The sequence below is a fragment of the Larkinella bovis genome, from assembly GCF_042655385.1.
Lineage (GTDB): Bacteria > Bacteroidota > Bacteroidia > Cytophagales > Spirosomataceae > Larkinella > Larkinella bovis.
The window spans coordinates 76,322-97,036 of sequence record NZ_JBHSMA010000011.1 but is presented as its reverse complement, the minus strand read 5'-3'; the positions used below and the strand labels follow the sequence as shown (position 1 = coordinate 97,036).

17 protein-coding genes and 1 tRNA gene are annotated in these 20,715 nt (G+C 53.6%); 8 read left to right on the top strand and 10 right to left on the bottom strand.

Annotated features, from left to right (window positions below):
• Positions 1-76: 76 nt before the first annotated feature.
• Positions 77-994 carry a GTPase Era gene (gene era, locus ACFPMF_RS23255; RefSeq protein ID WP_379849606.1) on the bottom strand — a complete coding sequence of 306 codons (918 nt, stop codon included), beginning with the start codon at positions 992-994 and terminating at the stop codon, positions 77-79.
• Positions 995-1,122: 128 nt separating this feature from the next.
• Here era and ACFPMF_RS23250 point away from each other — a divergent pair.
• From ACFPMF_RS23250 to ACFPMF_RS23240, 3 genes are all read left to right on the top strand, one after another.
• Positions 1,123-1,195 (top strand) — tRNA-Met (locus ACFPMF_RS23250).
• A gap of 561 nt (positions 1,196-1,756) precedes the next feature.
• Positions 1,757-2,317 (top strand): DUF6436 domain-containing protein, encoded by a 561-nt coding sequence (locus tag ACFPMF_RS23245; protein WP_379849604.1) that lies wholly within the window; start codon positions 1,757-1,759, stop codon positions 2,315-2,317.
• A complete protein-coding gene (locus tag ACFPMF_RS23240; protein WP_379849602.1) occupies positions 2,262-4,541 on the top strand; it encodes a response regulator in 2,280 nt (759 codons plus the stop codon). Before ACFPMF_RS23245 ends, ACFPMF_RS23240 begins: the two co-directional genes overlap by 56 nt.
• Positions 4,542-4,678: 137 nt before the next feature.
• Here the strand turns inward: ACFPMF_RS23240 and ACFPMF_RS23235 are convergent, their stop codons facing one another.
• Positions 4,679-5,101 carry a hypothetical protein gene (locus tag ACFPMF_RS23235; protein WP_379849600.1) on the bottom strand — a complete coding sequence of 141 codons (423 nt, stop codon included), beginning with the start codon at positions 5,099-5,101 and terminating at the stop codon, positions 4,679-4,681.
• Between the two features lie 396 nt (positions 5,102-5,497).
• On the opposite strand from ACFPMF_RS23235, the gene gatB reads away from it, so the two are divergent.
• From gatB to proC, 3 genes are all read left to right on the top strand, one after another.
• Complete coding sequence (gene gatB, locus ACFPMF_RS23230; RefSeq protein ID WP_379849713.1) at positions 5,498-6,997, top strand: Asp-tRNA(Asn)/Glu-tRNA(Gln) amidotransferase subunit GatB; 1,500 nt, start codon at positions 5,498-5,500, stop codon at positions 6,995-6,997.
• Positions 6,998-7,009: 12 nt separating this feature from the next.
• Entirely contained in the window at positions 7,010-8,158 is a 1,149-nt protein-coding gene (locus ACFPMF_RS23225; RefSeq protein WP_379849597.1) for a redoxin domain-containing protein, read from the top strand.
• Between the two features lie 102 nt (positions 8,159-8,260).
• A complete protein-coding gene (proC, locus tag ACFPMF_RS23220; RefSeq protein WP_379849595.1) occupies positions 8,261-9,064 on the top strand; it encodes a pyrroline-5-carboxylate reductase in 804 nt (267 codons plus the stop codon).
• Between the two features lie 51 nt (positions 9,065-9,115).
• On the opposite strand, the gene purB is transcribed toward proC, so the two are convergent.
• A complete protein-coding gene (gene purB / locus ACFPMF_RS23215; RefSeq protein ID WP_379849593.1) occupies positions 9,116-10,456 on the bottom strand; it encodes an adenylosuccinate lyase in 1,341 nt (446 codons plus the stop codon).
• Positions 10,457-10,633: 177 nt separating this feature from the next.
• On the opposite strand from purB, the gene ACFPMF_RS23210 reads away from it, so the two are divergent.
• A complete protein-coding gene (locus tag ACFPMF_RS23210) occupies positions 10,634-11,359 on the top strand; it encodes an MIP/aquaporin family protein (protein ID WP_379849591.1) in 726 nt (241 codons plus the stop codon).
• A 9-nt stretch (positions 11,360-11,368) separates the two neighbouring features.
• On the opposite strand, the gene bioA is transcribed toward ACFPMF_RS23210, so the two are convergent.
• From bioA to murQ, 7 genes are all read right to left on the bottom strand, one after another.
• Complete coding sequence (bioA, locus tag ACFPMF_RS23205; protein WP_379849589.1) at positions 11,369-12,679, bottom strand: adenosylmethionine--8-amino-7-oxononanoate transaminase; 1,311 nt, start codon at positions 12,677-12,679, stop codon at positions 11,369-11,371.
• Positions 12,669-13,310 (bottom strand): dethiobiotin synthase, encoded by a 642-nt coding sequence (bioD, locus tag ACFPMF_RS23200; protein WP_379849587.1) that lies wholly within the window; start codon positions 13,308-13,310, stop codon positions 12,669-12,671. The genes bioA and bioD overlap by 11 nt, the downstream gene beginning before the upstream one ends.
• A gap of 7 nt (positions 13,311-13,317) precedes the next feature.
• Positions 13,318-14,448 carry an aminotransferase class I/II-fold pyridoxal phosphate-dependent enzyme gene (locus ACFPMF_RS23195; RefSeq protein WP_379849585.1) on the bottom strand — a complete coding sequence of 377 codons (1,131 nt, stop codon included), beginning with the start codon at positions 14,446-14,448 and terminating at the stop codon, positions 13,318-13,320.
• Between the two features lie 238 nt (positions 14,449-14,686).
• On the bottom strand, positions 14,687-15,448 hold the full coding sequence (locus tag ACFPMF_RS23190; protein WP_379849583.1) for a glucosamine-6-phosphate deaminase: 762 nt from the start codon (positions 15,446-15,448) through the stop codon (positions 14,687-14,689).
• A gap of 50 nt (positions 15,449-15,498) precedes the next feature.
• Positions 15,499-16,896: a Gfo/Idh/MocA family protein gene (locus ACFPMF_RS23185; protein WP_379849581.1), complete on the bottom strand. Its 1,398-nt coding sequence runs from the start codon at positions 16,894-16,896 to the stop codon at positions 15,499-15,501.
• 74 nt (positions 16,897-16,970) lie between these two features.
• Positions 16,971-17,999: a zinc-binding dehydrogenase gene (locus ACFPMF_RS23180; protein WP_379849579.1), complete on the bottom strand. Its 1,029-nt coding sequence runs from the start codon at positions 17,997-17,999 to the stop codon at positions 16,971-16,973.
• Positions 17,996-18,808, bottom strand: a complete 813-nt coding sequence (gene murQ / locus ACFPMF_RS23175; RefSeq protein ID WP_379849577.1) for an N-acetylmuramic acid 6-phosphate etherase — start codon at positions 18,806-18,808, stop codon at positions 17,996-17,998. The genes ACFPMF_RS23180 and murQ overlap by 4 nt, the downstream gene beginning before the upstream one ends.
• A gap of 165 nt (positions 18,809-18,973) precedes the next feature.
• Between murQ and ilvD the strand changes: the two genes are divergently transcribed.
• Entirely contained in the window at positions 18,974-20,683 is a 1,710-nt protein-coding gene (ilvD, locus tag ACFPMF_RS23170) for a dihydroxy-acid dehydratase (protein WP_379849574.1), read from the top strand.
• Positions 20,684-20,715: the final 32 nt, after the last annotated feature.

Genomic DNA, 20,715 nt, shown 5'->3' with positions numbered 1-20,715 from the left:
AAAAAGGGAGAGGTGGAAGGGATAATGGGAAAGTCGGAAACAGGGTAAGCTTTCCTTCTTCCCTTTCTTTTTCAACCTATTCCTCGTACCCAAACCGTTTCAGCGCCTTTTCTTTCGTACGCCAATCCGGTTCTATTTTTACGAATTGTTCAAGGAACACCTTTTTACCGAAGAAGCGTTCCAGTTCTTCGCGGGCCATGATGCCCGTTTTTTTAATCATTTTACCGCCTTCGCCCAGCAAAATCGCCCGTTGGGTAGCCCGTTCGACGAGAATTTCGGACTGGATGACTATAATGTCTTCTTTTTCCTTAAAACCGGTGATGATCACTTCGCAGCTATACGGAACCTCCTTTTTGTAATTCAGGAAAATCTTCTCGCGAATGATTTCCGACGCAAAAAATCGCTCGGGCCGGTCGGTCAACTCGTCTTTCGGGAAATAAGGCGGGTGAACCGGCAACCGGCTGATAATGGCGTCGAAGAGGGGAGTGATGTTTTGCGCATTAAGCGCCGAAATGGGCAGCACCCTTTCGGCTTTGAAATTGTCCTGCCAGTACTGCATTTTCTCCTCAATCTGTTCCGGAGTGGCCAGATCGATTTTGTTGATCAGCAGCAGAATCGGCGTCTGGGACTTCTGCAACCGTTCGATCACGTCATTTTCGTCGTGTTTTTCGAAAATATCCGTCACGAACAAAATCACGTCGGCATCTTCCAGCGACCCCCGCACAAAACTCATCATCGACTCGTGCAACCGGTACTGCGGTTTGATAATTCCGGGCGTATCCGAATAGACCAGCTGAAATTCCTGGCCACTGTGCACACCGTTCAGGATGCCCATGATGCGGTGACGGGTAGTTTGGGCTTTGGAGGTAATAATGGACAATCGCTCGCCCACCAGCTGGTTCATCAGCGTCGATTTGCCGACATTGGGTTTACCGATGATGCTGACATAACCGGCTTTATGATCCGGGGCATACGTTTCAATGGAACTATTCATGGACTTGATAACCAAGGGCTACAGAAAAAAACTCCCCTCCGGGCTATAATTTTTAGCGGGAGGGGTAGAAATTTTTACAAAGGTAATTGTTTTTTACGAAAATGTCCTTACCTTTGCAGTCCAAACATCGCGGGATGGAGCAGTTGGTAGCTCGTTGGGCTCATAACCCAAAGGTCGCTGGTTCGAGTCCAGCTCCCGCTACTCAAAAGCCACTTGAAAAAGTGGCTTTCTTTTTTTGTACATCACGACGTTTAAGGGGCTTCGTTTTTGCGGCCTGTTCTTGCAAGGGACGCAAGTCATTGGGCCGATCAAGGAGACCATCTCACCGCCGGATACCTCCCTGTCGTTTCCCATTTTCACCCGCACTAGCCACGTTCACTGGACGTACAACCGGCGCGATAAACCACTAACTTCTTTTTTTTGCGAATGGCACTGTTATTGATAGGCTGTCATTTAATTCCCTACCTCTACATTCTGAACTAGTGCGTGAGCTATTCCCGATCAGCTCAGGGTCTCAATCTGATTTGTTGGCGTAGAATAAAGAATTTGCAGCATTCTGTCTATTATAATTCGAATTTTCCGGTAGTTTGTCAATTGCTTAGTAGCGTGCTGGTTCCGGCGCGGGCGATTGGTCGCTATTGGTAGAAGTTTGGTAAAAAGATCAGGAAATCAATGATTAAAAAAAGTTTAGTGACAATCTGGTTGCTGTTGCTATTCGCAGGAGTAGGAGCTTTGTTTTGGTACAACGATTGGATATATCAATTGCCGACTCCCGTTCCGGAAACCTATAAACCGGTCAAAACCGGAACGGTCATAGCTTTAAACAATTTCGTCAATCTGCCGGCTAAAAAACCGGTTCTTCTCCATTTTTTCAACCCGGACTGTCCGTGTTCCCGCTTTAACAAAGCTCATTTTAAATCGCTTGTTCGTCACTATAGCCCGCAGGTTGATTTTGTGGTGGTCGTCCAGAGTTCCAAACGCTGGTCGGTGGCCGACATTCAGCGTAAACTGGATCTAAATCTTCCGGTTTTGTTTGATAAAACGCTCGCTACGGCCTGTGGGGTGTATTCGACTCCGCAGGCGGTACTCCTGGACGATCAGCACCGTTTGTATTACCGGGGCAATTACAACCGGAGCCGCTACTGTACAGACGAGAAGACCAGTTATGCCAAAAGGGCCCTGAACGAATTGCTCCAGCGGAATTCGGTGCCGGTTTTCGACCGGATCGCCCTGACAGCCTACGGTTGCAGCCTGCCCTATTGCGAAAATGAGTATTCACCCGGAGACAACCAGCATGGCCTATCAGCCCAACACAGCCGCTAACCCTACCGAGGTGCTTTTTGCCGGGATCAAGGAGCGGTCAGACCGCCTGATGAACTATTTTCTGGGGGGCTATTTTTTCATCGGCCTGGTTTTTGCGTTTTTTTACGATACCTGGCTGATTGCCATGGGCGTGGGGGGGCTTTCGCTGCTGGCCTATTATTCCACCAAGCTGTTGTTACCCGATTCCGACCTTTACCAGTACGTTTTAGGCGTCGTACTGGGCATTTTTATGGCTCAGTTTATCTACCAGATGCATGGGCTCTTTGAAATGCACTTTTTTGCCTTTATCGGTAGCGCGATCCTGATCACCTACCAGAAATGGAAACTGCAAATTCCGATGATGATCACCGTGCTGCTCCATCATGCGGTTTTTGGGTATTTGCAAAACAGCGGAGTCAGTGGCGTTTATTTCACCCGGCTCGACTATTTTGATCTGCCGACGTTTACCCTCCACATCCTGCTCGCTGCGGTCATTTTTTTTATCTGCGGTTTATGGTCATATATGCTCCAGAAATACAGCGAGGTGCAAATTAGCCAGGCTGTCGAAATGGCAGGTCTGCAAAATGAAGCGCAACTGTCGCTGGAGCGGAAACGGAATGAGGAATTTCAGCGGAGAACCAATGAGCAGCTCCGGGCGTCGAATCTGGAACTCGAACGGGCCCGTCGGGAAGCCGAACAGGCCAATCAGGCCAAGAGTATTTTCCTGGCCACGATGAGCCACGAAATCCGGACACCAATGAATGGGGTCATCGGGATGACGGCTTTGTTGCAGGATACTGACCTGTCCGAAGAACAACGAATGTTTACCGAAACGATTGCCAGTTGCGGGGAAACGCTCATCAATGTCATCAACGATATTCTCGATTTTTCAAAGATCGAATCGGGTAATCTGGACCTGGAAAACACAGATTTCAACCTGCGCGAATGCATTGAGGATGTGCTCAATATGTTCGGAGCCCAGGCCACCAAAACCGGCCTCGACCTGATTTACGACATCAGCCAAGACGTGCCCATCCAGATTGTGGGCGACCATTTGCGGCTGCGGCAGGTGCTGACCAACCTGGTGGGAAATGCGGTGAAATTTACGGAAAAGGGCGAAATCTGCGTATTTGTAACGCTGGCCCAAACCGAGCCATCGGGGAAACTACAACTCCGCTTTGAGGTGAAGGATACGGGCATCGGCATTCCAGCCGATAAATTGCCCCGGCTTTTCAAGGCGTTCTCCCAGGTGGACTCGTCGACCACCCGCAAATATGGCGGGACGGGCCTTGGTCTGGCGATTTGCCGGAGACTGGTCCGGCTGATGGGCGGGGAAATCAGCGCCACCAGCGAACCCGGCCGGGGCTCAACGTTTTCATTTACCATCAGTACAACCAGAGGAACGAAAGTGCTGGCGGCTTTGGCCAGTTCCGACCTGGATCTGGCGGGAAAACAGATTCTGGTGGTCGATGATAATACCACGAACCTGACCATTCTGAAGCGCCAGTTTGAGGCCTGGAAGCTGAAGCCTGTGCTGGCCACCAGCGGAGAAAAAGCGCTGGAAATTCTGGCGCAGCAGGCGCCGACGTTGGATTTGGTCATTAGTGACATGCAAATGCCGGGCATGGATGGCTTAATGCTGGCCGCACAAATCCGGGTGCGTGCCCCCAAACTTCCCATTATACTGCTCAGTTCCATCGGCGAGGAACTGACGGAGGAGCAGCGTCAACTGTTTGTTTCGGTGCTGACCAAACCGATCCGTCAGAACGTCCTGAGCAAACACATGCAGGATGCGCTGCAACCGCCGAAACCCGCGCCCCAGGCGTTGGCCGCTCCGAAAAAGATGTCTACGGATTTTTCCGGGAAGTATCCTTTTGAGTTACTGGTAGCGGAAGATAACACCATCAACCAGCACGTTATTACGCACATCCTCCAAAAACTGGGCTACCGGCCCGATATGGTCAGCAACGGTCAGGAAGCGGTAGAAGCCGCCCGCCAAAAAGCGTACGGACTGATTCTGATGGATATCCAGATGCCAGTAATGGATGGGCTGGAAGCAACCCGACAGATCCGGCAAGCCGGCGGTAAACAGCCGGTGGTAATTGCCCTGACGGCTAACACCATGGAAGGTAACGAGCAGGATTGTCTGGATGCCGGAATGGACGATTTCCTCGGAAAACCCCTCAAACTGGAAGAGCTGATGGCGAAAATTGAAAAGTGGTACCAGCAACCCGCCCGTTTGTAGGGCTATCCGGCCCTTCTGCGGTTCTGAACGGTTTCATTTCAAAGGCGAAAGGCAACCGCCAGTGGTCGCCTTTCGCCTTTCAAGGTATTGACGATTAGGGTGTCTAAATAGACGGTTTTGCCCGGAAGACGGCTCTGTCATTCCTGGTCCATAATAATCCGTGTCGTTTTGGTTCGGATGTCGAACAATTGCTCAATGCGCTGTCCACCGGAGCGAACCCGAAAACGGTAGGTGCCGTCCTCCAGGGTCGACAGGTCAAAGGTTGTAATGCGGAGTGCGTGATGCGAATATTTGTTGGCAAACAGGATTTGCTTGTCGTCGCTTAAGATAAAAATATCGACATTGTCGTGCAGCAGCGTCAGCGGACGCGTGACTTCCAGCCGAAACTTTAAGTTGCCGATTTCGTGAAATGACAATTGCAGGGTCGGGGCGCTGTTTTCGGTTTCAGGCTCCACTTTTGGGGTTTGTGCCCGTACGGAAGTGATTACGAACAGAACCATAAGCACCAGCATCAACAGGCCGGTTTGTCGATTCATGAGTTTGTAAATTTTCATTTTCATGGTTGTATTTAATTGGGGTAAATGGGTAAAGTGCAATTACGAAATTTGTTTATTATCGGTTTTGGTACGAAGATCTATCGTCGTATAAAATTATAAGCTATTTGTTTACAAGATATTACCTTATAGCCCAGGCAGGGAAAGTTGTTTTTAAAATGATTATTTGTGGTGGAATTGTTCAATAAAAAGAGATTTTTTACAAGTAGTCCCCTGAATAGTGAAATGCGATTTTAACCGTATCTTTGCCAGTTCATTAGTGGGATACGATAGGCGGTTTTAAAGGGCGGCTAACACAGGTCCGTGGTTCGGTCTTAGCATCGAAGCGACGGTTTCTGAAAACCGTAAAGCCAAAACCGTAGACCATACACCGAATTTTTACCTTCTTTTTTATACAGTTTGATGGTTTCTGAAACGGCTGAAAAGGCGGTATCTGCGGAGATGCTGGCCAAGTACGAACTGGTGATTGGGCTGGAAGTTCACTGCCAACTCCTGACGGCAACGAAAATCTTTGCCGCCGATTCCAATCAGTTTGGCAGTGAGCCGAATACGAACATTAGTGTGATCACGCTGGGGCATCCCGGGACCCTGCCGAAGCTCAACCGCAAAGCCGTCGAACTGGCGGTTCGGATGGGACTGGCCTGTCGTTCCGCGATCACCCAGTACACGGTTTTTGCCCGTAAAAACTATTTTTACCCCGATCTGCCGAAGGGCTACCAGTTATCGCAGGACAAGACACCGATTTGCGTCGGGGGCGAAATTCCGGTGAAATTCAAGGATGCCAGTGGGCAACTCGTCGAAAAAGCCGTGCGGTTGCACCATATTCATCTGGAAGAGGATGCCGGGAAAAGCATTCACGACACCGACTGGACCACCTTGCTGGATTATAACCGCGCCGGAACGCCCCTGATCGAAATGGTAACCGACCCGGTGATTCAGAGCGCCGAAGAAGCCGCAGCCTACCTGACCGAAGTTCGGCGGCTGGTGCGCTACCTCGACATCTGCGACGGGAACATGGAAGAAGGCTCGCTTCGCTGCGATGTCAATATTTCGGTGCGGCTTTGGGGCGCAAAGGAATTTGGTACGAAGGTGGAAATCAAGAATATGAACTCCATCCGGAATGTGCAGCGGGCCATCGAGAGCGAACTCCGGCGGCAGGTCGGGATTCTGGAAAATGGAGGTACAATCGTGCAGGAAACCCGCATGTTTGACGCCAATACCGGTCTGACGCAGGGCATGCGGATGAAGGAAACCATGAACGATTACCGGTATTTTCCCGATCCGGATCTAAGCCCGGTCGTTATTTCGGACGAGTGGCTGGCCCAAATGCGGGCCAGTATGCCCGCTTTGCCGAAAGAACGGTATGAAAAATTGCTGAATCAGTACGGGTTACCCGACTACGACGCCACCCTGCTGGCCGATGTGAAAGAACTGGCCGATTATTTTGAAGCCGTCGGCCAGAAGACGACGAATTACAAGGCGGTTTCGAACTGGATCATGGGGCCGATAAAAGCACAATTGACCGAGAAAGCCCTGCGCGATGGCCAGTTTCCGGTTTCGGCCGAAAAACTGGCCGACCTGATTCTATTGGTGGATTCGGGCAAAGTGAGTTTCTCGACGGCCAGCCAGCGGATTTTCCCGGTTTTGATCGAACAGCCGGAAAAGTCGCCGGAACAGGTGGCGCAGGAACAGAATTTGCTACAAAACAGCAATACCGATGCGTTACAAACGTTGGTAGATGAGGTGCTGGCGGCCTGGCCCGACAAAGTAAAAGAGTACCGGAAAGGCAAGAAAGGGCTGATGGGCTTGTTTGTCGGCGAGGTGATGAAAAAATCGAAGGGCAGCGCCGATCCCAAATTAACCAACGAGTTGCTTCAGAAGTCGTTGTCTTCTCCCGTATAACCTATAGGTCAGATGAAAAAGAATTGGAATACTTTCGTCGTTTTGGCGGCCCTGCTGCTGCCCGGAGCGGTTTTTGCCCAGAATGCAGGCAAGGAGTTTACGGTCAGCGGAACGCTGCAAAATGCGAAACCGGGTAGCAAAGCCTACCTGGAAACCAACGAACAGATTTCAAAAAAGATCGACTCGACCCAGATCGATGCGTCCGGAAAATTCGCCCTGAAAGGCCGCGAACTGAACGGAGGGAGTTTTTATAAACTGAATCTGGCCAATACGCAGGTGTCGAGCCTGTTGGTGGAAGGCGGTGAAAACCTGGTGGTGACGGCCGACGCCAATGACAAAAGCAAGTTGCAAGTGACGGGCTCGGTCAACATGGAGTTCTACCCAAAAATCGTGGCAATCGACACCGAAATGCGGGAGAAGCATAAGAACTGGCAGAAACGGGCCGCAGCCGCTGCGCAGAAAAACGATTTCAAGGCGGGGCAGGCCATTGACCAGGAAGTGGTTACCGAAAACCAGAAGGTGATCGAAACCGTCAAGGCGATGATTCCGCAGATGGGGACGGCGAGCGTGGCGATGATTGCCCTCAAATACCTGGACCCGAAAGAGCACTTTGCCCTGTATGAATCGCTGGCGCAAAAAATGCAGGGCGCCAACAAAACCGGCAAACAGGCGACGGCTTTTATCGAGTTTGTGAAAACGATGAAGGCGGAGCAAAGTGCCCAGGCCAGTCAGGTGGCCGTGGTCGAAGGGGCGCTGGCACCGGATGTGGCGCTGGAAAATGCCCAGGGGCAGACGGTGAGCCTGTCGTCGTTGCGCGGGAAATATGTGCTGATCGATTTCTGGGCGTCGTGGTGCGGACCGTGTCGGCAGGAGAACCCGAATGTGGTTCGGGTATACAACAAGTACAAGGACAAAGGATTTGAAGTATACAGCATCTCGCTCGACGACAGCCGGGACAAATGGCTGAAAGCCGTTCAGACCGACGGTATGATCTGGACGAATGTGCTGGGCAAAAAGAACGGCAGTTCGCCCGTGGCCATCCAGTATGCGATTCAGGTGATTCCGACCACCTTTTTGCTGGACAAAGAAGGCAAAATCATCGCCAAGAACCTGCGCGGTCAGGCCCTGGAGCAGAAGCTGAGCGAAATTCTGGGTCAATAATTTCAGTTTTCGGTATACGGTTTACAGGCGCTGACGCAGGCAATTTTTGGGAGCCAATTACCGAAAACCGTATACTGAAAACCGTAACCCCACTAATCTTATATGAAAATTGCAATTGTCGGTTGCGGCAACATGGGAATGGCCTTTGCCAAGTCGTTTTTACAGTACGATCTGGTAAAAAAGGATAACCTGTTGCTCATCGAAAAAAGTATTGAGCGTTCCGAAGCGTTGAAAGCCGAAAAAACCGGGGTCGTGGTCGATACGATCAGCTCCCGCATTTCGGATGCTGATCTGATTATCTTATCGGTGAAACCGCAGGATTTTAGTGCCTTACAGGATGCGCTGCGGGAAGCGATTCAGCCGCAGCAGGTTATCCTGTCAATCATGGCTGGGATTCCAATTTCGGCTATTCAGGAGAAGCTGAACCACCGGCTGGTGATTCGGGCCATGCCCAATACGCCCGCCATGCTCGGGATGGGGATTACCGGTTTTACGGCGGCCAAGGAAGTGGATTTGACGAATCTGCGGAAAGTCGAAAACCTGATCAACGCGACGGGACGGTCTATTTTTCTGGAAGACGAATCCATGCTTGATGCGGTCACGGCGCTCAGCGGTAGCGGCCCGGCGTATTTCTACTACCTCGTCAAGGCGATGGTGGAGGCCGGGAAGCAGATGGGTTTCGATGAATCGGTGGCGTCCCTGCTGGTCAAGCAAACCATGCTGGGGGCCTTTCACCTGATCAATACTGCCGACAAATCGCTGGACGACCTCATCAAAGCCGTGGCTTCGAAAGGCGGCACCACCGAAGCGGCCCTGAAGCGGTTTGAAGAAGGCGAACTGGCCGATACGCTGATCGCGGGCATCAAAGCCGCGCAGGTTCGCGCAACGGAGCTGAGCAAATCATAAGGTTTTGTTAGAAAGAAGCCCCGCTAAAGGTACGTTGGCGGGGCTTTTCCATTAAATCCCCGTATAGGTATAGGGCGTAATGGCCCGCAATTCGGCTTTGACGCTCTCCGAAACGTTTAATCCGTCGATAAACCGGGCAATCGTCTGGGCTGTAATTTTCTCGTTTGTGCGGGTCAGATCCTTCAGGGTTTCGTACGGTTTCGGATACCCTTCGCGCCGGAGAATCGTCTGAATGCCTTCGGCTACGACCGCCCAGTTGTCTTCCAGATCGGCCTGAAGCGCGGCTTCGTTCAGTTGAATCTTGCCCAATCCTTTCAGCAACGACTTCAGGGCGATCACCGAATGGGCAAACGGAACGCCCAGGTTCCGCAGAACCGTGGAGTCGGTCAGGTCACGTTGCAGGCGCGAAATCGGCAGTTTGGCCGACAGGTGTTCAAACAGCGCGTTCGCAATCCCCAGGTTTCCTTCCGAATTTTCGAAATCAATCGGGTTGACCTTGTGCGGCATCGCCGACGAACCCACTTCCCCCGCTTTGATTTGCTGCTTGAAGTAGTTGATCGAAATGTAGGCCCACATATCCCGGTTTAGGTCGATCAGGATGGTATTCAGCCGTTTGTACGCGTCGAGCGTGGCCGCCAGCATGTCGTAGTGTTCAATCTGGGTTGTATGCTGACTGCGCTCCAGGCCCAGGTTGGCAACAAACCGGTTGCCGAACGATTTCCAGTCGATGTCCGGATAGGCAATGGTATGGGCGTTGAAGTTGCCGGTTGCACCCCCAAATTTGGCCGCTTCCGGAATGCTGGCGAGCAGAAAAAGCTGTTTTTCGATGCGTTCGCAAAAAACCAGCAGTTCTTTCCCCAGCCGCGTGGGCGAAGCTGGCTGGCCGTGGGTCCGGGCCAGCATGGGGATGTTTTTCCATTGTTCCGCCAGTTCCTGCAATTTCATGAAAACCGCCCGGTACTGCGGCTCAATCTCGGTTTCCAGCGCATCGCTCAGCAGGAGTGGGGTTGCCGTGTTATTGATGTCCTGCGACGTCAGGCCGAAGTGAATAAATTCGAGGTAACCGGCAATATTCAGGTCCGTCAGTTTTTCCTTGATGAAATATTCGACGGCTTTGACATCGTGATTGGTTTCCCGTTCGATCTCCTTAACCCGGAGAGCATCGGCTTCCGAAAAGTTTTCGTACAGGACGCGCAGCTTCGGGAAAACCTGGGGGGCGATATCTTTCAGTTCCGGCAGCGGTAGTTCACACAGTTCGATAAAGTACTCAATCTCAACCCGGATGCGGTACCGAATGAGTCCCCATTCCGAAAAATAAGGAGCCAGCGATTCGACCTGACGGCGATAGCGGCCGTCGATGGGAGAGAGTGCAGTGAGCGCGGAAAGTTGCATAGTCAGAAAAAGAAACCGCAAAGGTAAAGGGCAGAATATTCATAAAGTGAATATTTCGTGAATATTCTGAGTATGTAGATTGTGTTTATTTTCCTTTATATTGGCGGCTTTATAACAGAACACATATTTTCTTGACTTCATAAAGTCTGCGCATTACGCCTAAACCCTTCTTTTTCTATGCAACTTTCTCCCTTCCTCGGTGAACTGGTCGGAACAATGGTCTTAATTCTGTTGGGCGACGGGGTGGTCGCGAACGTGGTGTTGAAACGGACCAAAGGCGAATCGTCCGGCTGGATTGTGATCACCACGGGTTGGGCTTTTGCCGTGACCATGGGCATTTTTGTGGCCAAAGCCTTCGGAAGCATCGATGCCCACCTGAATCCGGCCGTGACGGTGGGGTTTGCGGTGGCCACCGGCGACTACAGCAACCTCGTCAGCTATATTTCCGCGCAGCTTATTGGCGCTTTTCTTGGCGCAATACTGGTCTGGCTGCATTATTTGCCGCACTGGGCCGCCACCTCCGAACCCGGTACGAAACTGGCGGTTTTTGCAACCGACCCCGCCATTCGTCATTTCCCCGGCAACGTGATCAGCGAAACCATTGGCACACTGGCGCTCATCATCGGAGTGGCGGGCATTTCTTCCAAATCCCTGGGTACCCTGGCCGTTGGGTTCGGGCCGTATCTGGTCGGGGTGCTGGTGTGGAGCATCGGCCTCTCGCTGGGCGGCACCACCGGCTATGCCATCAATCCCGCCCGTGACCTGGGGCCGCGCATCGCCCACGCCATGCTGCCGATTCCCGGCAAAGGTTCGTCGGACTGGGGCTACGCCTGGGTGCCCATCGTCGGCCCGGTCGTTGGGGCCATTCTGGGTGGTTTGCTGATTCGCTGGTATGCGTTATAACGCGGTTTTCTACTCCCTGAGGTGTTTCAGCAGGTTCTCAATGGCCGCATAAACCGTATCCAGCTGCTCGTCGGTGATGCAGTAAGGTGGTAAAATGTACAACACATTGCCCAGCGGTCGCATGAGAACCCCCTGCTCAAGCAGGAATTCGTACGCTTGATCCCGGATGGTATTGAAATAAGACCGGCTGGCGTCACCGGCATCCAGGTCGAACGCCAGAATGGTGCCTTGCCGGCGGACGTTTCGGGCACCCGGTTTTTGCTTCAGCTGTTCCGCAAAAACCGCATGGCGCTGGCCGATACGCTGAATAGCCGCCTGGGTTTCGTCGGAAAGCAGCAAATCCAGGCTGGCGAGCGCGGCCGTACAGGCCAGCGGATTGGCCGTGAACGAGTGCCCGTGAAACAGCGTTTTGAATTTGTCGTCCGACCGAAAGGCGTCGTAGATTTCCTTCGTACAGGTTGTAACTCCCAGCGCCATGGTTCCGCCGGTCAGTCCTTTCGACAGGCAGATCAGATCGGGTTGTTCGCGGAGGTGGTACGACGCAAACAGTTTGCCGGTCCGGCCAAAACCGGTCATCACTTCATCGGCAATGACCAGGGCCCCGCAACGGCGGGCCAAGCCCATCAACTCATCCAGGATGGCCGGCTGGTACATCACCATGCCGCCCGATCCCTGCACCAGCGGCTCCACGATAAAAGCGGCAACATCGTCGCTCAGTAAGGCTTGCAACCGCTCCAGGGCCACCTGCTCCTGTCCCGGAACGGGGGCCGGAATGTACTCTACGTCGAACAGAAAGGGCACAAACGGGGCGGTAAAGGCACTGCGTCCGCTCACGGCCATGGCACCAAAGGTGTCGCCGTGGTAGGCACCGTCCAGGGCAATTACTTTCCGACGCGGTTTGCCCAGGTTATGCCAGTATTGAAACGCCATTTTGAGCGCCACTTCCACTGCCGTCGAGCCGTTATCCGAATAAAAAACCTTTTGCTGGTTTGTTGGTAAAAGCGGCAGTAAACGTTCTGCCAGCTGAACGGCGGGCTGGTGCGTAAAACCGGCAAAAATGACGTGTTCCAGCGTTTGAAACTGCTGAAACACTTTTTCGGCAATATAGGGATGGCTGTGACCGTGGATGTTGACCCACCACGACGAAACCGCATCGATGTACGCGTTGCCGTCTTCGGTATACAGCAATGTTCCTTCCCCCCGCACAATCGGAATGGGCGGGGGAGCCGTCTGCATTTGCGTAAACGGGTGCCAGATGACAGCCTGATCGCGTTCGGCTAAACCGGACCGGTTGGTTTTTTTATCGTTATCAATCTGCATGATATTCTTCCAGTAAACGTCTTAGTTGGCTTGCACGCCGGCTCACAAACGCCGGATTGACCTCCTTTTCCCAGGCAATCCGCCCGAAACTTTTTAAACCGGTATACTGCACGATGAACTCTTCGGAAGCCGGGGTTTCGGGACCGTTAAAAAGCAGGCCCAGAATCGGGATGCCGCGTCGTTGCAGGGCTTCCACCGACAGCAGGGTGTGGTTGATGCTGCCGAGATAATGTTTGGAAACGAGCAAAACCGGCAAACCCAGTTGCTGCACCAGATCGATGTTCAACGCCCGATCGTTGAGGGGCACCATCAAACCGCCTGCCAGTTCGACAACCAGATGATTGGCGGTTTGGGGTAACTGGAACGCCGTCAGCGAAATTTCCACGCCGTCGAGGGCCGCTGCCGCGTGGGGCGAGAGGGGCTCGCGCAGTCGATAGGTTTCGGGGTGAAACCGGGTAACGGAATTGGAAATCAGCCGCCGGACGGTTTCCGTATCGGAATCTTCGAGGGCGCCCGATTGAACCGGTTTCCAGTAATCGGCCTGTAAGGCTTCGACGACAAGGGCCGATGCGACCGTTTTGCCAATTTCGGTACCAATACCGGCCAGAATAAATTGTAGGGGTTTCCGCATGAACGCACTATAATGTTTGTAAGACCCGCACCAGCGAATCGATCTCCGGTTCGGAGTTGAACGCGTGCAGACAGATCCGGAGCCGCTCGCGCCCCACCGGAACCGTCGGACTCAGAATGGGCCGGATGTCAAAACCGGCCTGCTGGAGCCGCGCAGCCACCGCACGGCAGGCGTCGTTGCCCGGAACGATCAGCCCCAGAATCGGACTCTCCGCCGAGGTCCACTCCATGGCGGGCAACTGGTCCTGAATCTGTTGCTGGCAATGGCGTCGCAACGCGTGCAGCTGCCGGATCAATGCTTCGCATTCGGGCAAAAACCGGTAAACACTCCGAATTGCCAGCAAACTATGCGGGGGCAGAGCCGTCGAATACACGAACGAACGGGCAAAATTAATCAGAAAATCGCGCAGTGGTGCCGAACCTACTACAACGGCCCCGTGAACGCCCAGGGCTTTCCCGAACGTATGAACCCGCGCAAACACCCGGTTTTGCAAACCAAGGGCCTGCACCAATCCGCCACCGTTGGGGCCGAAAACGCCCGTCGCGTGGGCTTCATCGACAAGCAAAGCGGCTTCGTAGCGCTCGCAGAGTGCGGCGATTTCGGGCAGGGGGGCCAGATCGCCGTCCATCGAATAAACCGATTCAATGGCCACATAAACCGTTCCGGTGGCGCGTTTCAGGCGGTCTTCCAGATCGGCCAGATCATTATGCCGGAATTTGAACCGATGGGCGATACTCAGTCGGGCCCCGTCAATCATGCTCGCGTGAATCAGTTCGTCCGTGAGCAGCGTATCCCCGCGTTGCGGCAGGCTGGCCAGCAAACCCACGTTGGCGTCGTAACCGGAATTGAAAACGAGGGCGGCTTCGGTCTGGTGGAAAACCGCCATCTCCGTTTCCAGCTCTTCGGCCAGCGCGGAGTTACCCGCCAGGAGCCGCGACCCGGTTGAACCGTTCAGCAGCGCGGGCTGCCCGGCTACTGCCTGTTCAATCCGCTGTCGTAAAACCGCCGACTGCGCCAGGCCCAGGTAATCGTTGGAGCAAAAATCAATCAGGCCGGTCGGTTTTTTCAGGGTTCGCAACAAGCCCGCTGACCGGCGTTTTTCCAGCAAATCATCGATCGTCTTATCCGCTCTTATCACCTTATTCTCAGATTATTCACAAAGGTAAACCGCCGGACCTTGCCGGGAAAAAATGTGGACAAATGGTATAAAATAAGGACTTATCCACACAAGCATGTGGATAAGTCCTTTGCGTTTATCTTTTTTTAAGAAAAATAATAACTAGTGTAAACATTATTGCCTGATAAACAGTTACTTGTGGTTGAGTGTACAACGTAGCCGTTTTCCCGGTTTTTACACGTTTGAGTGCCTTTGGCAGCTATTCTTTTCCGGCCGTCTGCCGGAATTCCGTGGCGAGCAGGCTGGCGGCCGGTTCGTCAAGATACAGCGAACAATCCGGGTGGGATTGGAGAATACTGGCTGGGTATAGATTGCTGATTGGTTGCTCCAGCGAGTCTTTGACAGCCTGGGCTTTACGCGCATCGGGCACCGAACAGATGATTGCCCGCGACTTCATGATCTGCCGAACCGACATGCTGATGGCCTGGGTTGGAACGTCGTCCATCGACGGAAACCAGCCTTCGTTGAATTGCTGGCGTCGGCAGGCGGCATCCAGATCGACAAGCAGATACGGTTCGTCGGTATCGAAATCGGCGGGGGGATCGTTGAACGCCAGGTGGCCGTTTTCGCCGATTCCGACCAGGGCCACGTCGATGGGGTGCTGCTGAATCAGCGCATTCAGGCGCTGGATTTCGGCCCGTGGATCTACTTCGCCGTCGATCAGGTAATGGGCTTTGAGCGCCGGAACCTGATCCAGAAACCGTTCCTGTAAATACTTCCGGAAACTGGCCGGATGCGAAATCGGGAGCCCGATGTATTCGTCGAGGTGAAACATCACGACCCGGCTCCAGTCGATGTTTTCCCGAATCAACTGTTGGAGAGTCGCAAACTGGCTGGTTCCGGTGGCCAGAATGACGTTGGCCTGTCCTCGGTCGGCAATAGCTTCCCGAATCAGGGCTGCGGCTTCTTTACCCGCTTTTTCGCCGAGTTCTTCGGCGGTTTTTGAAATGAGAATTGTCATGAATAACCGTTTCGCGCAAGTTAGGGTGTAAGCGGTGTTCTACCGAAAAATCAGATGTTTTTAATGCGGGTGTTGCCGCCCTGCGCCAGCGTGATATCAACCGGTTTGTTGGTTTTCCAGGAACCGGCGGTAAAATCCGGCACATCAATGGAATTGGAGCGGTGAGCCACCGACCACTCGCTGAGCGGGCCGATGCTGCTCCAGAGCGCGGCATCGTATACGTCCTGATCCAACGGCAGACCGTTCCGCAGGCAGTCGATCAGTCGCCAGTCCATCAGAAAGTCCATGCCGCCATGACCGCCGACCTTCTTGGCTAGTTCGCCCACGCGCCTGACGATCTCCGGCTGGTATTTCTGCTCCAGTTCCTGGTAGTCCTTTTCCGATAACCATTCGTGGCCCGTCGAAATCCGGCCCGGCAACGGGTACTTCTGGGCGCTGGCTTTGGTTCCGCTGATGAGGTGAATCCGGGAATAGGGCCGTGGCGAACTGACGTCGTGCTGGAGCATGATCGTGCGCCCTTTCTTGGTCCGGATCGTGGTGGTGTTCATGTTGCCCCGGAACGACTTGCCCTGGTATTGCTTGAAATAGTCGTCGGTTTTAGCCAGTTCTTCCGCTTTTTTGGCCAGCATAAAATCGTTACTGGACATCGAAATCAGGTAATCCATCTGATCCCCCCGGTTGATGTCAAGGATTTGCGCGATCGGGCCTAAACCGTGGGTTGGATACAGGTTGCCATCGCGCTGGTTTTCTTTCAGCCGCCAGTTGTCATAGCGCTTGGTTCGATCAAAGAGCGACTCAAAAATATCGTGAATATACGCCCCTTCGACGTGGACGATATCGCCGAAAAAGCCCTGGCGGGCCATGTTCAGCGTCAGCAGTTCGAAGAAATCGTAGCAGCAGTTTTCCAGCATCATGCAATGCTTTTTGGTGCGCTCGGAGGTTTCGACCAGTTTCCAGCAATCATCGACGGTCGTGGCAATCGGTATTTCGCAGGCCACGTGTTTGCCCTGCTCCATCGCGTACAGCGCCATTGGTGCGTGCAAATCCCAGGGGGTGCAGATGTAAATCAGGTCAATGTCTTTCCGGTCGCAGAGGGCTTTCCAGGAATCGGCTTTTCCGCTGTAGTAGGTGGGTTTGTGAGCGGTTTTTTCCAGCGTTTTCCTGGCCTCGTCGATGCGCTCCGGTCTGATATCACAAACGGCCTGAACGGCCACGTTTTCGAGATAGATAATCCGCTTGAGTGCTCCGGCACCCCGGTTTCCGATGCCGATGTAACCAACGCGAACCGTATCGATTCTGGGCGCGGCATACCCGCACATGTTGAACGTCTGTTTGGGCGGTTTCGGGGCCGGGGTCAGCGCAGGAAGGCTATAACCGAGATGCGAGGTGGTCAGACCGACACCGGTCAGGCCGGTCAGTTTCAGGAAATCACGGCGTTGTTTTTTCATGATTTTAGGGGTTCGGGAAAACGGGCTGATCCGCGGCTGGTTGGCCGCGGAAGCAGAAACTTAAGAAGAATTCTTCAGGAAACCTGCAAAACCAGCTTCCCAAACTGTTTTCCGCTCTCCATTTTTCGGAGTGCCTGCTCCGCATCGGCCAGGGGCATGATCTCGTCGATGACCGGAATCAGCCGGTGTTCTTCCACAAACCGGACCATATCGGCAAATTCAGCCTCGGTTCCCATCGTCGTGCCGTGGATGTTGAGTTGCTTGAAAAACACCTTGGAAGGCGCGACATCCGTGATGTTGCCGGTCGTACCGCCGTAAAAAACGATCCGTCCGCCCGGTGCGGCCACATCGACCAGCTTGGCAAAACCGGGTCCGGCGGCACTGTCGATGATAACGTCGAAATAACCGCCTTTGCCACCTCCGGTCTGGGCCAGCAGTGTTTTTGCCCAGTCGCCCTCCCGGTAATTGACGCCCCCGGTAGCGCCGAGTTCCTGGGCGCGTTGCAGTTTTTCTTCCGAACCGGAGGTTACCCACACCTCGGCCCCGGCCGCTTTGGCAAATTGCAGGGCGGCTAAAGCTCCTCCTCCCCCGATGCCGGTAATCAGGACGCGTTCGGGCGGGCCAGTGCGGTTTTGCTGTAACTTCGCCCGGGTCATGAGGGCACGCCAGGCGGTTAAACCTGTGAGCGGGAGGGCCGCAGCCTGTTCGAAGGAAAGATGAAGCGGTTTGCGGTGAAGGTAGCGGGCGCTGATTTTGACGTATTCGGCGAAGGTGCCATTGTCGGGCATGCCCAGAATCCTGAAATCCGGTCCGTAAACGTGCGGACTCGGTCCCCAGTCCAGGGCTGGATTAATGAGTACCGCCTGATTTTCCCAGGCCGGATCGACGCCCTCGCCCCGTTCGACCACCACCCCGGCACCGTCGGACCCCAGCACGACGGGTAACTTCATTTTGGGGTACAAGCCGTGTTGCACGAACACATCGCGGTGATTAAGCGCAGCTGCTTTGACCTGAATCACCACTTCGCCCGGACCAGCGACCGGTTTTTCCACGTCAATGTACTGCGCGGGTTCGTGGAGAGCGGGTTGGAAAATGGCTTTCATTCTTCCGGATTGTAGTTGACGTTCAGGATAGCGCTGCGTACGTTGCCAAATTTAGCCAGTAATTCCTCGGCCCGTTCACGGGAAACCCCGGTTTCGCTCATGACCATATTGGCCGCCCGGATTTTCAGCTTGTGGTTCGTCAGTTGCATATCGACCATTTTATTGCCTTTCACCCGGCCCAACTGAATCATCACCGAAGTCGAAACCATGTTGAGAACGAGCTTCTGGGCCGTTCCGGACTTCATGCGCGTGCTGCCCGTCACAAATTCCGGGCCTACCACGACTTCCACCGGATATTCAGCCGCCTGGGCCACCGCCGAACCCGGATTACAGACAATACAGCCCGTCAGCACCCCGGCTTCGCGGGCTTTCTGCAAACCGCCGATGACGTAGGGTGTCCGGCCCGATGCGGCAATCCCGATCAGGGTATCCAGCGAATCAATATGGAAGGCCTGCAAATCATTCCAGGCCTGTTCGGGATCGTCTTCGGCGTGTTCGACGGCACTCCGAATGGCGCGGTCGCCCCCGGCAATGATACCGACTACCAAATCGGGCGACACCCCGTAAGTTGGGGGGCATTCCGACGCATCGACAACGCCCAGCCGCCCGCTCGTTCCGGCACCAATGTAGAATAAGCGTCCCCCTTCTCTCATCCGCTTGACGATTTGCGTCACCAGGGCCTCGATCTGCGGAATGGCTTTCTCAACGGCCATCGGGACGGTTTTATCCTCGTTGTTGATGTTGGTCAGCAGGTCGTGGACGGACATCTGCTCGAGGTGATCGTAATGGGATGAATTTTCGGTAATCATCGTATAGTGCTATTTCTGGTCTATCAAAAGTACAATCATTTCTATTGGAACTATGCATAGTGAAAAAAAATACTAAAAAACCGGCTAAATCACTTGCGAGTTTTCTTTCAATTTTTTTTCTTTGAAACAAATTACGCTTTCAGCGAATTTTCGCTAATTGACATTATGACTACGATAGCAGCCGACAAAGAAAGCCAATTAAACCGGTATAGTGCCACCCTTACCCAGGAAGTTAGTAACCCGGCGGCTCAGGCGATGCTCTATGGCATCGGCCTGACCGAAGAAGACATGAAAAAACCTCAGATCGGGATTGCCAGTGCCGGTTATGATGGAAACCCCTGTAACATTCACCTGAACGGGCTGGCGGCTTACGTCAAAAAAGGCGTTAACGAAAGCGGTTTGGTCGGGCTGGTGTTCAACACGATTGGCGTTTCCGACGGGATGACCAATGGGAACGACGGAATGTCATATTCATTGCCGTCACGCGATCTGATTGCGGATTCCATTGAAACGGTGGTTCACGCGCAGTGGTATGACGGTGTTATTGCGGTAGTCGGTTGCGATAAAAACATGCCCGGAGCTTTAATGGCCGTGGGTCGCCTGAACCGCCCGTCGATCCTGGTCTACGGCGGAACGATTCGCTCGGGAAGTTATAAAGGGCAGAAATTAGACATTGTTTCGGCGTTTGAAGCGTACGGTAAAAAAGTAGCCGGCAACATCAGCGACGAAGATTATAAAGGCGTCATCCAGAATTCGATTCCCGGCGCGGGGGCCTGCGGAGGCATGTACACCGCCAACACGATGGCGTCATCGATGGAAGCGCTGGGATTGAGCCTGCCGTATAGCTCCAGCTTCCCGGCGACGCACGAAGGCAAACAGGCCGAATGCCGGAAGATCGGGGCAGCCATGATGAATCTGCTCGAAAAGAACATTCTGCCCCGCGATATCATGACCAAGAAGGCGTTTGAGAACGCACTGACGGTGGTTATGGCCCTGGGCGGTTCGACGAATGCGGTTTTGCATTACATCGCCATTGCCAAGTCGGTCGGGGTTTCGCTGACGCTGAAAGATATTCAGGAAATCAGCGACCGCACCCCGTATCTGGGCGATCTGAAACCGAGCGGAAAATATTATATGGAAGACATGCTGGCGATCGGCGGGGTTCCGGCCGTCATGAAATACCTGTACAAGGAAGGTTACATCCACGGCGAGTGCCTGACTGTAACGGGAAAAACCGTTGCCGAAAACCTCGAAGAAGCGCCGGAACTGGATTTTGAAGCGCAGAACATTATTCGTCCGCTGGCGAATCCGATCAAGAAAACCGGTCACATCCAGATTCTGTACGGCAACCTGGCGACGCAGGGCGCCGTGGCCAAAATTACCGGTAAGGAAGGCGAACGGTTTGAAGGCATTGCCAAAGTATGCGATCGCGAAGAACAATTGCTGGAGTTTATCCAAAACCGGGAGATCAAGGAAGGCCATGTTGTTGTCATCCGGTACGAAGGTCCGAAAGGGGGACCGGGAATGCCCGAAATGCTGAAACCCACTTCGGCCATCATGGGTCTGGGTCTGGGTGATAAAGTCGCATTAATTACCGACGGACGGTTTTCGGGGGGGACACACGGTTTTGTGGTTGGCCACATCACGCCGGAAGCGCAGGAAGGGGGCAACATCGCCCTGGTGCACGATGGCGACAAGATCACCATCGACGCCGTTAACAACGTTATTCACCTGCACGTCTCGGACGAGGAACTGGCCGAACGGCGGGCCAACTGGACGGTTCCGCCCCTGGAGAAAGCTGCCGATCACGGTATTCTGCGGAAATACGTGAAACTGGTGAGCTCGGCGAGCGAAGGATGCGTGACAGATGCTTAGGCAAGAATGAAGTGAGCGAGTCTTCATCAGCG

What these genes read in the sequence shown, in the direction of transcription:
- ilvD (WP_379849574.1), top strand. Translation starts at nt 18,974, where the DNA reads ATGACTACGATAGCAGCCGACAAAGAAAGCCAATTAAACCGGTATAGT.
- gatB (WP_379849713.1), top strand. Translation starts at nt 5,498, where the DNA reads ATGGTTTCTGAAACGGCTGAAAAGGCGGTATCTGCGGAGATGCTGGCC.
- ACFPMF_RS23210 (WP_379849591.1), top strand. Translation starts at nt 10,634, where the DNA reads ATGCAACTTTCTCCCTTCCTCGGTGAACTGGTCGGAACAATGGTCTTA.
- proC (WP_379849595.1), top strand. Translation starts at nt 8,261, where the DNA reads ATGAAAATTGCAATTGTCGGTTGCGGCAACATGGGAATGGCCTTTGCC.
- bioA (WP_379849589.1), bottom strand. Translation starts at nt 12,679, where the DNA reads ATGCAGATTGATAACGATAAAAAAACCAACCGGTCCGGTTTAGCCGAA.
- purB (WP_379849593.1), bottom strand. Translation starts at nt 10,456, where the DNA reads ATGCAACTTTCCGCGCTCACTGCACTCTCTCCCATCGACGGCCGCTAT.
- ACFPMF_RS23240 (WP_379849602.1), top strand. Translation starts at nt 2,262, where the DNA reads ATGAGTATTCACCCGGAGACAACCAGCATGGCCTATCAGCCCAACACA.
- bioD (WP_379849587.1), bottom strand. Translation starts at nt 13,310, where the DNA reads ATGCGGAAACCCCTACAATTTATTCTGGCCGGTATTGGTACCGAAATT.
- ACFPMF_RS23180 (WP_379849579.1), bottom strand. Translation starts at nt 17,999, where the DNA reads ATGAAAGCCATTTTCCAACCCGCTCTCCACGAACCCGCGCAGTACATT.
- ACFPMF_RS23190 (WP_379849583.1), bottom strand. Translation starts at nt 15,448, where the DNA reads ATGACAATTCTCATTTCAAAAACCGCCGAAGAACTCGGCGAAAAAGCG.
- ACFPMF_RS23185 (WP_379849581.1), bottom strand. Translation starts at nt 16,896, where the DNA reads ATGAAAAAACAACGCCGTGATTTCCTGAAACTGACCGGCCTGACCGGT.
- ACFPMF_RS23225 (WP_379849597.1), top strand. Translation starts at nt 7,010, where the DNA reads ATGAAAAAGAATTGGAATACTTTCGTCGTTTTGGCGGCCCTGCTGCTG.
- ACFPMF_RS23235 (WP_379849600.1), bottom strand. Translation starts at nt 5,101, where the DNA reads ATGAAAATGAAAATTTACAAACTCATGAATCGACAAACCGGCCTGTTG.
- era (WP_379849606.1), bottom strand. Translation starts at nt 994, where the DNA reads ATGAATAGTTCCATTGAAACGTATGCCCCGGATCATAAAGCCGGTTAT.
- murQ (WP_379849577.1), bottom strand. Translation starts at nt 18,808, where the DNA reads ATGATTACCGAAAATTCATCCCATTACGATCACCTCGAGCAGATGTCC.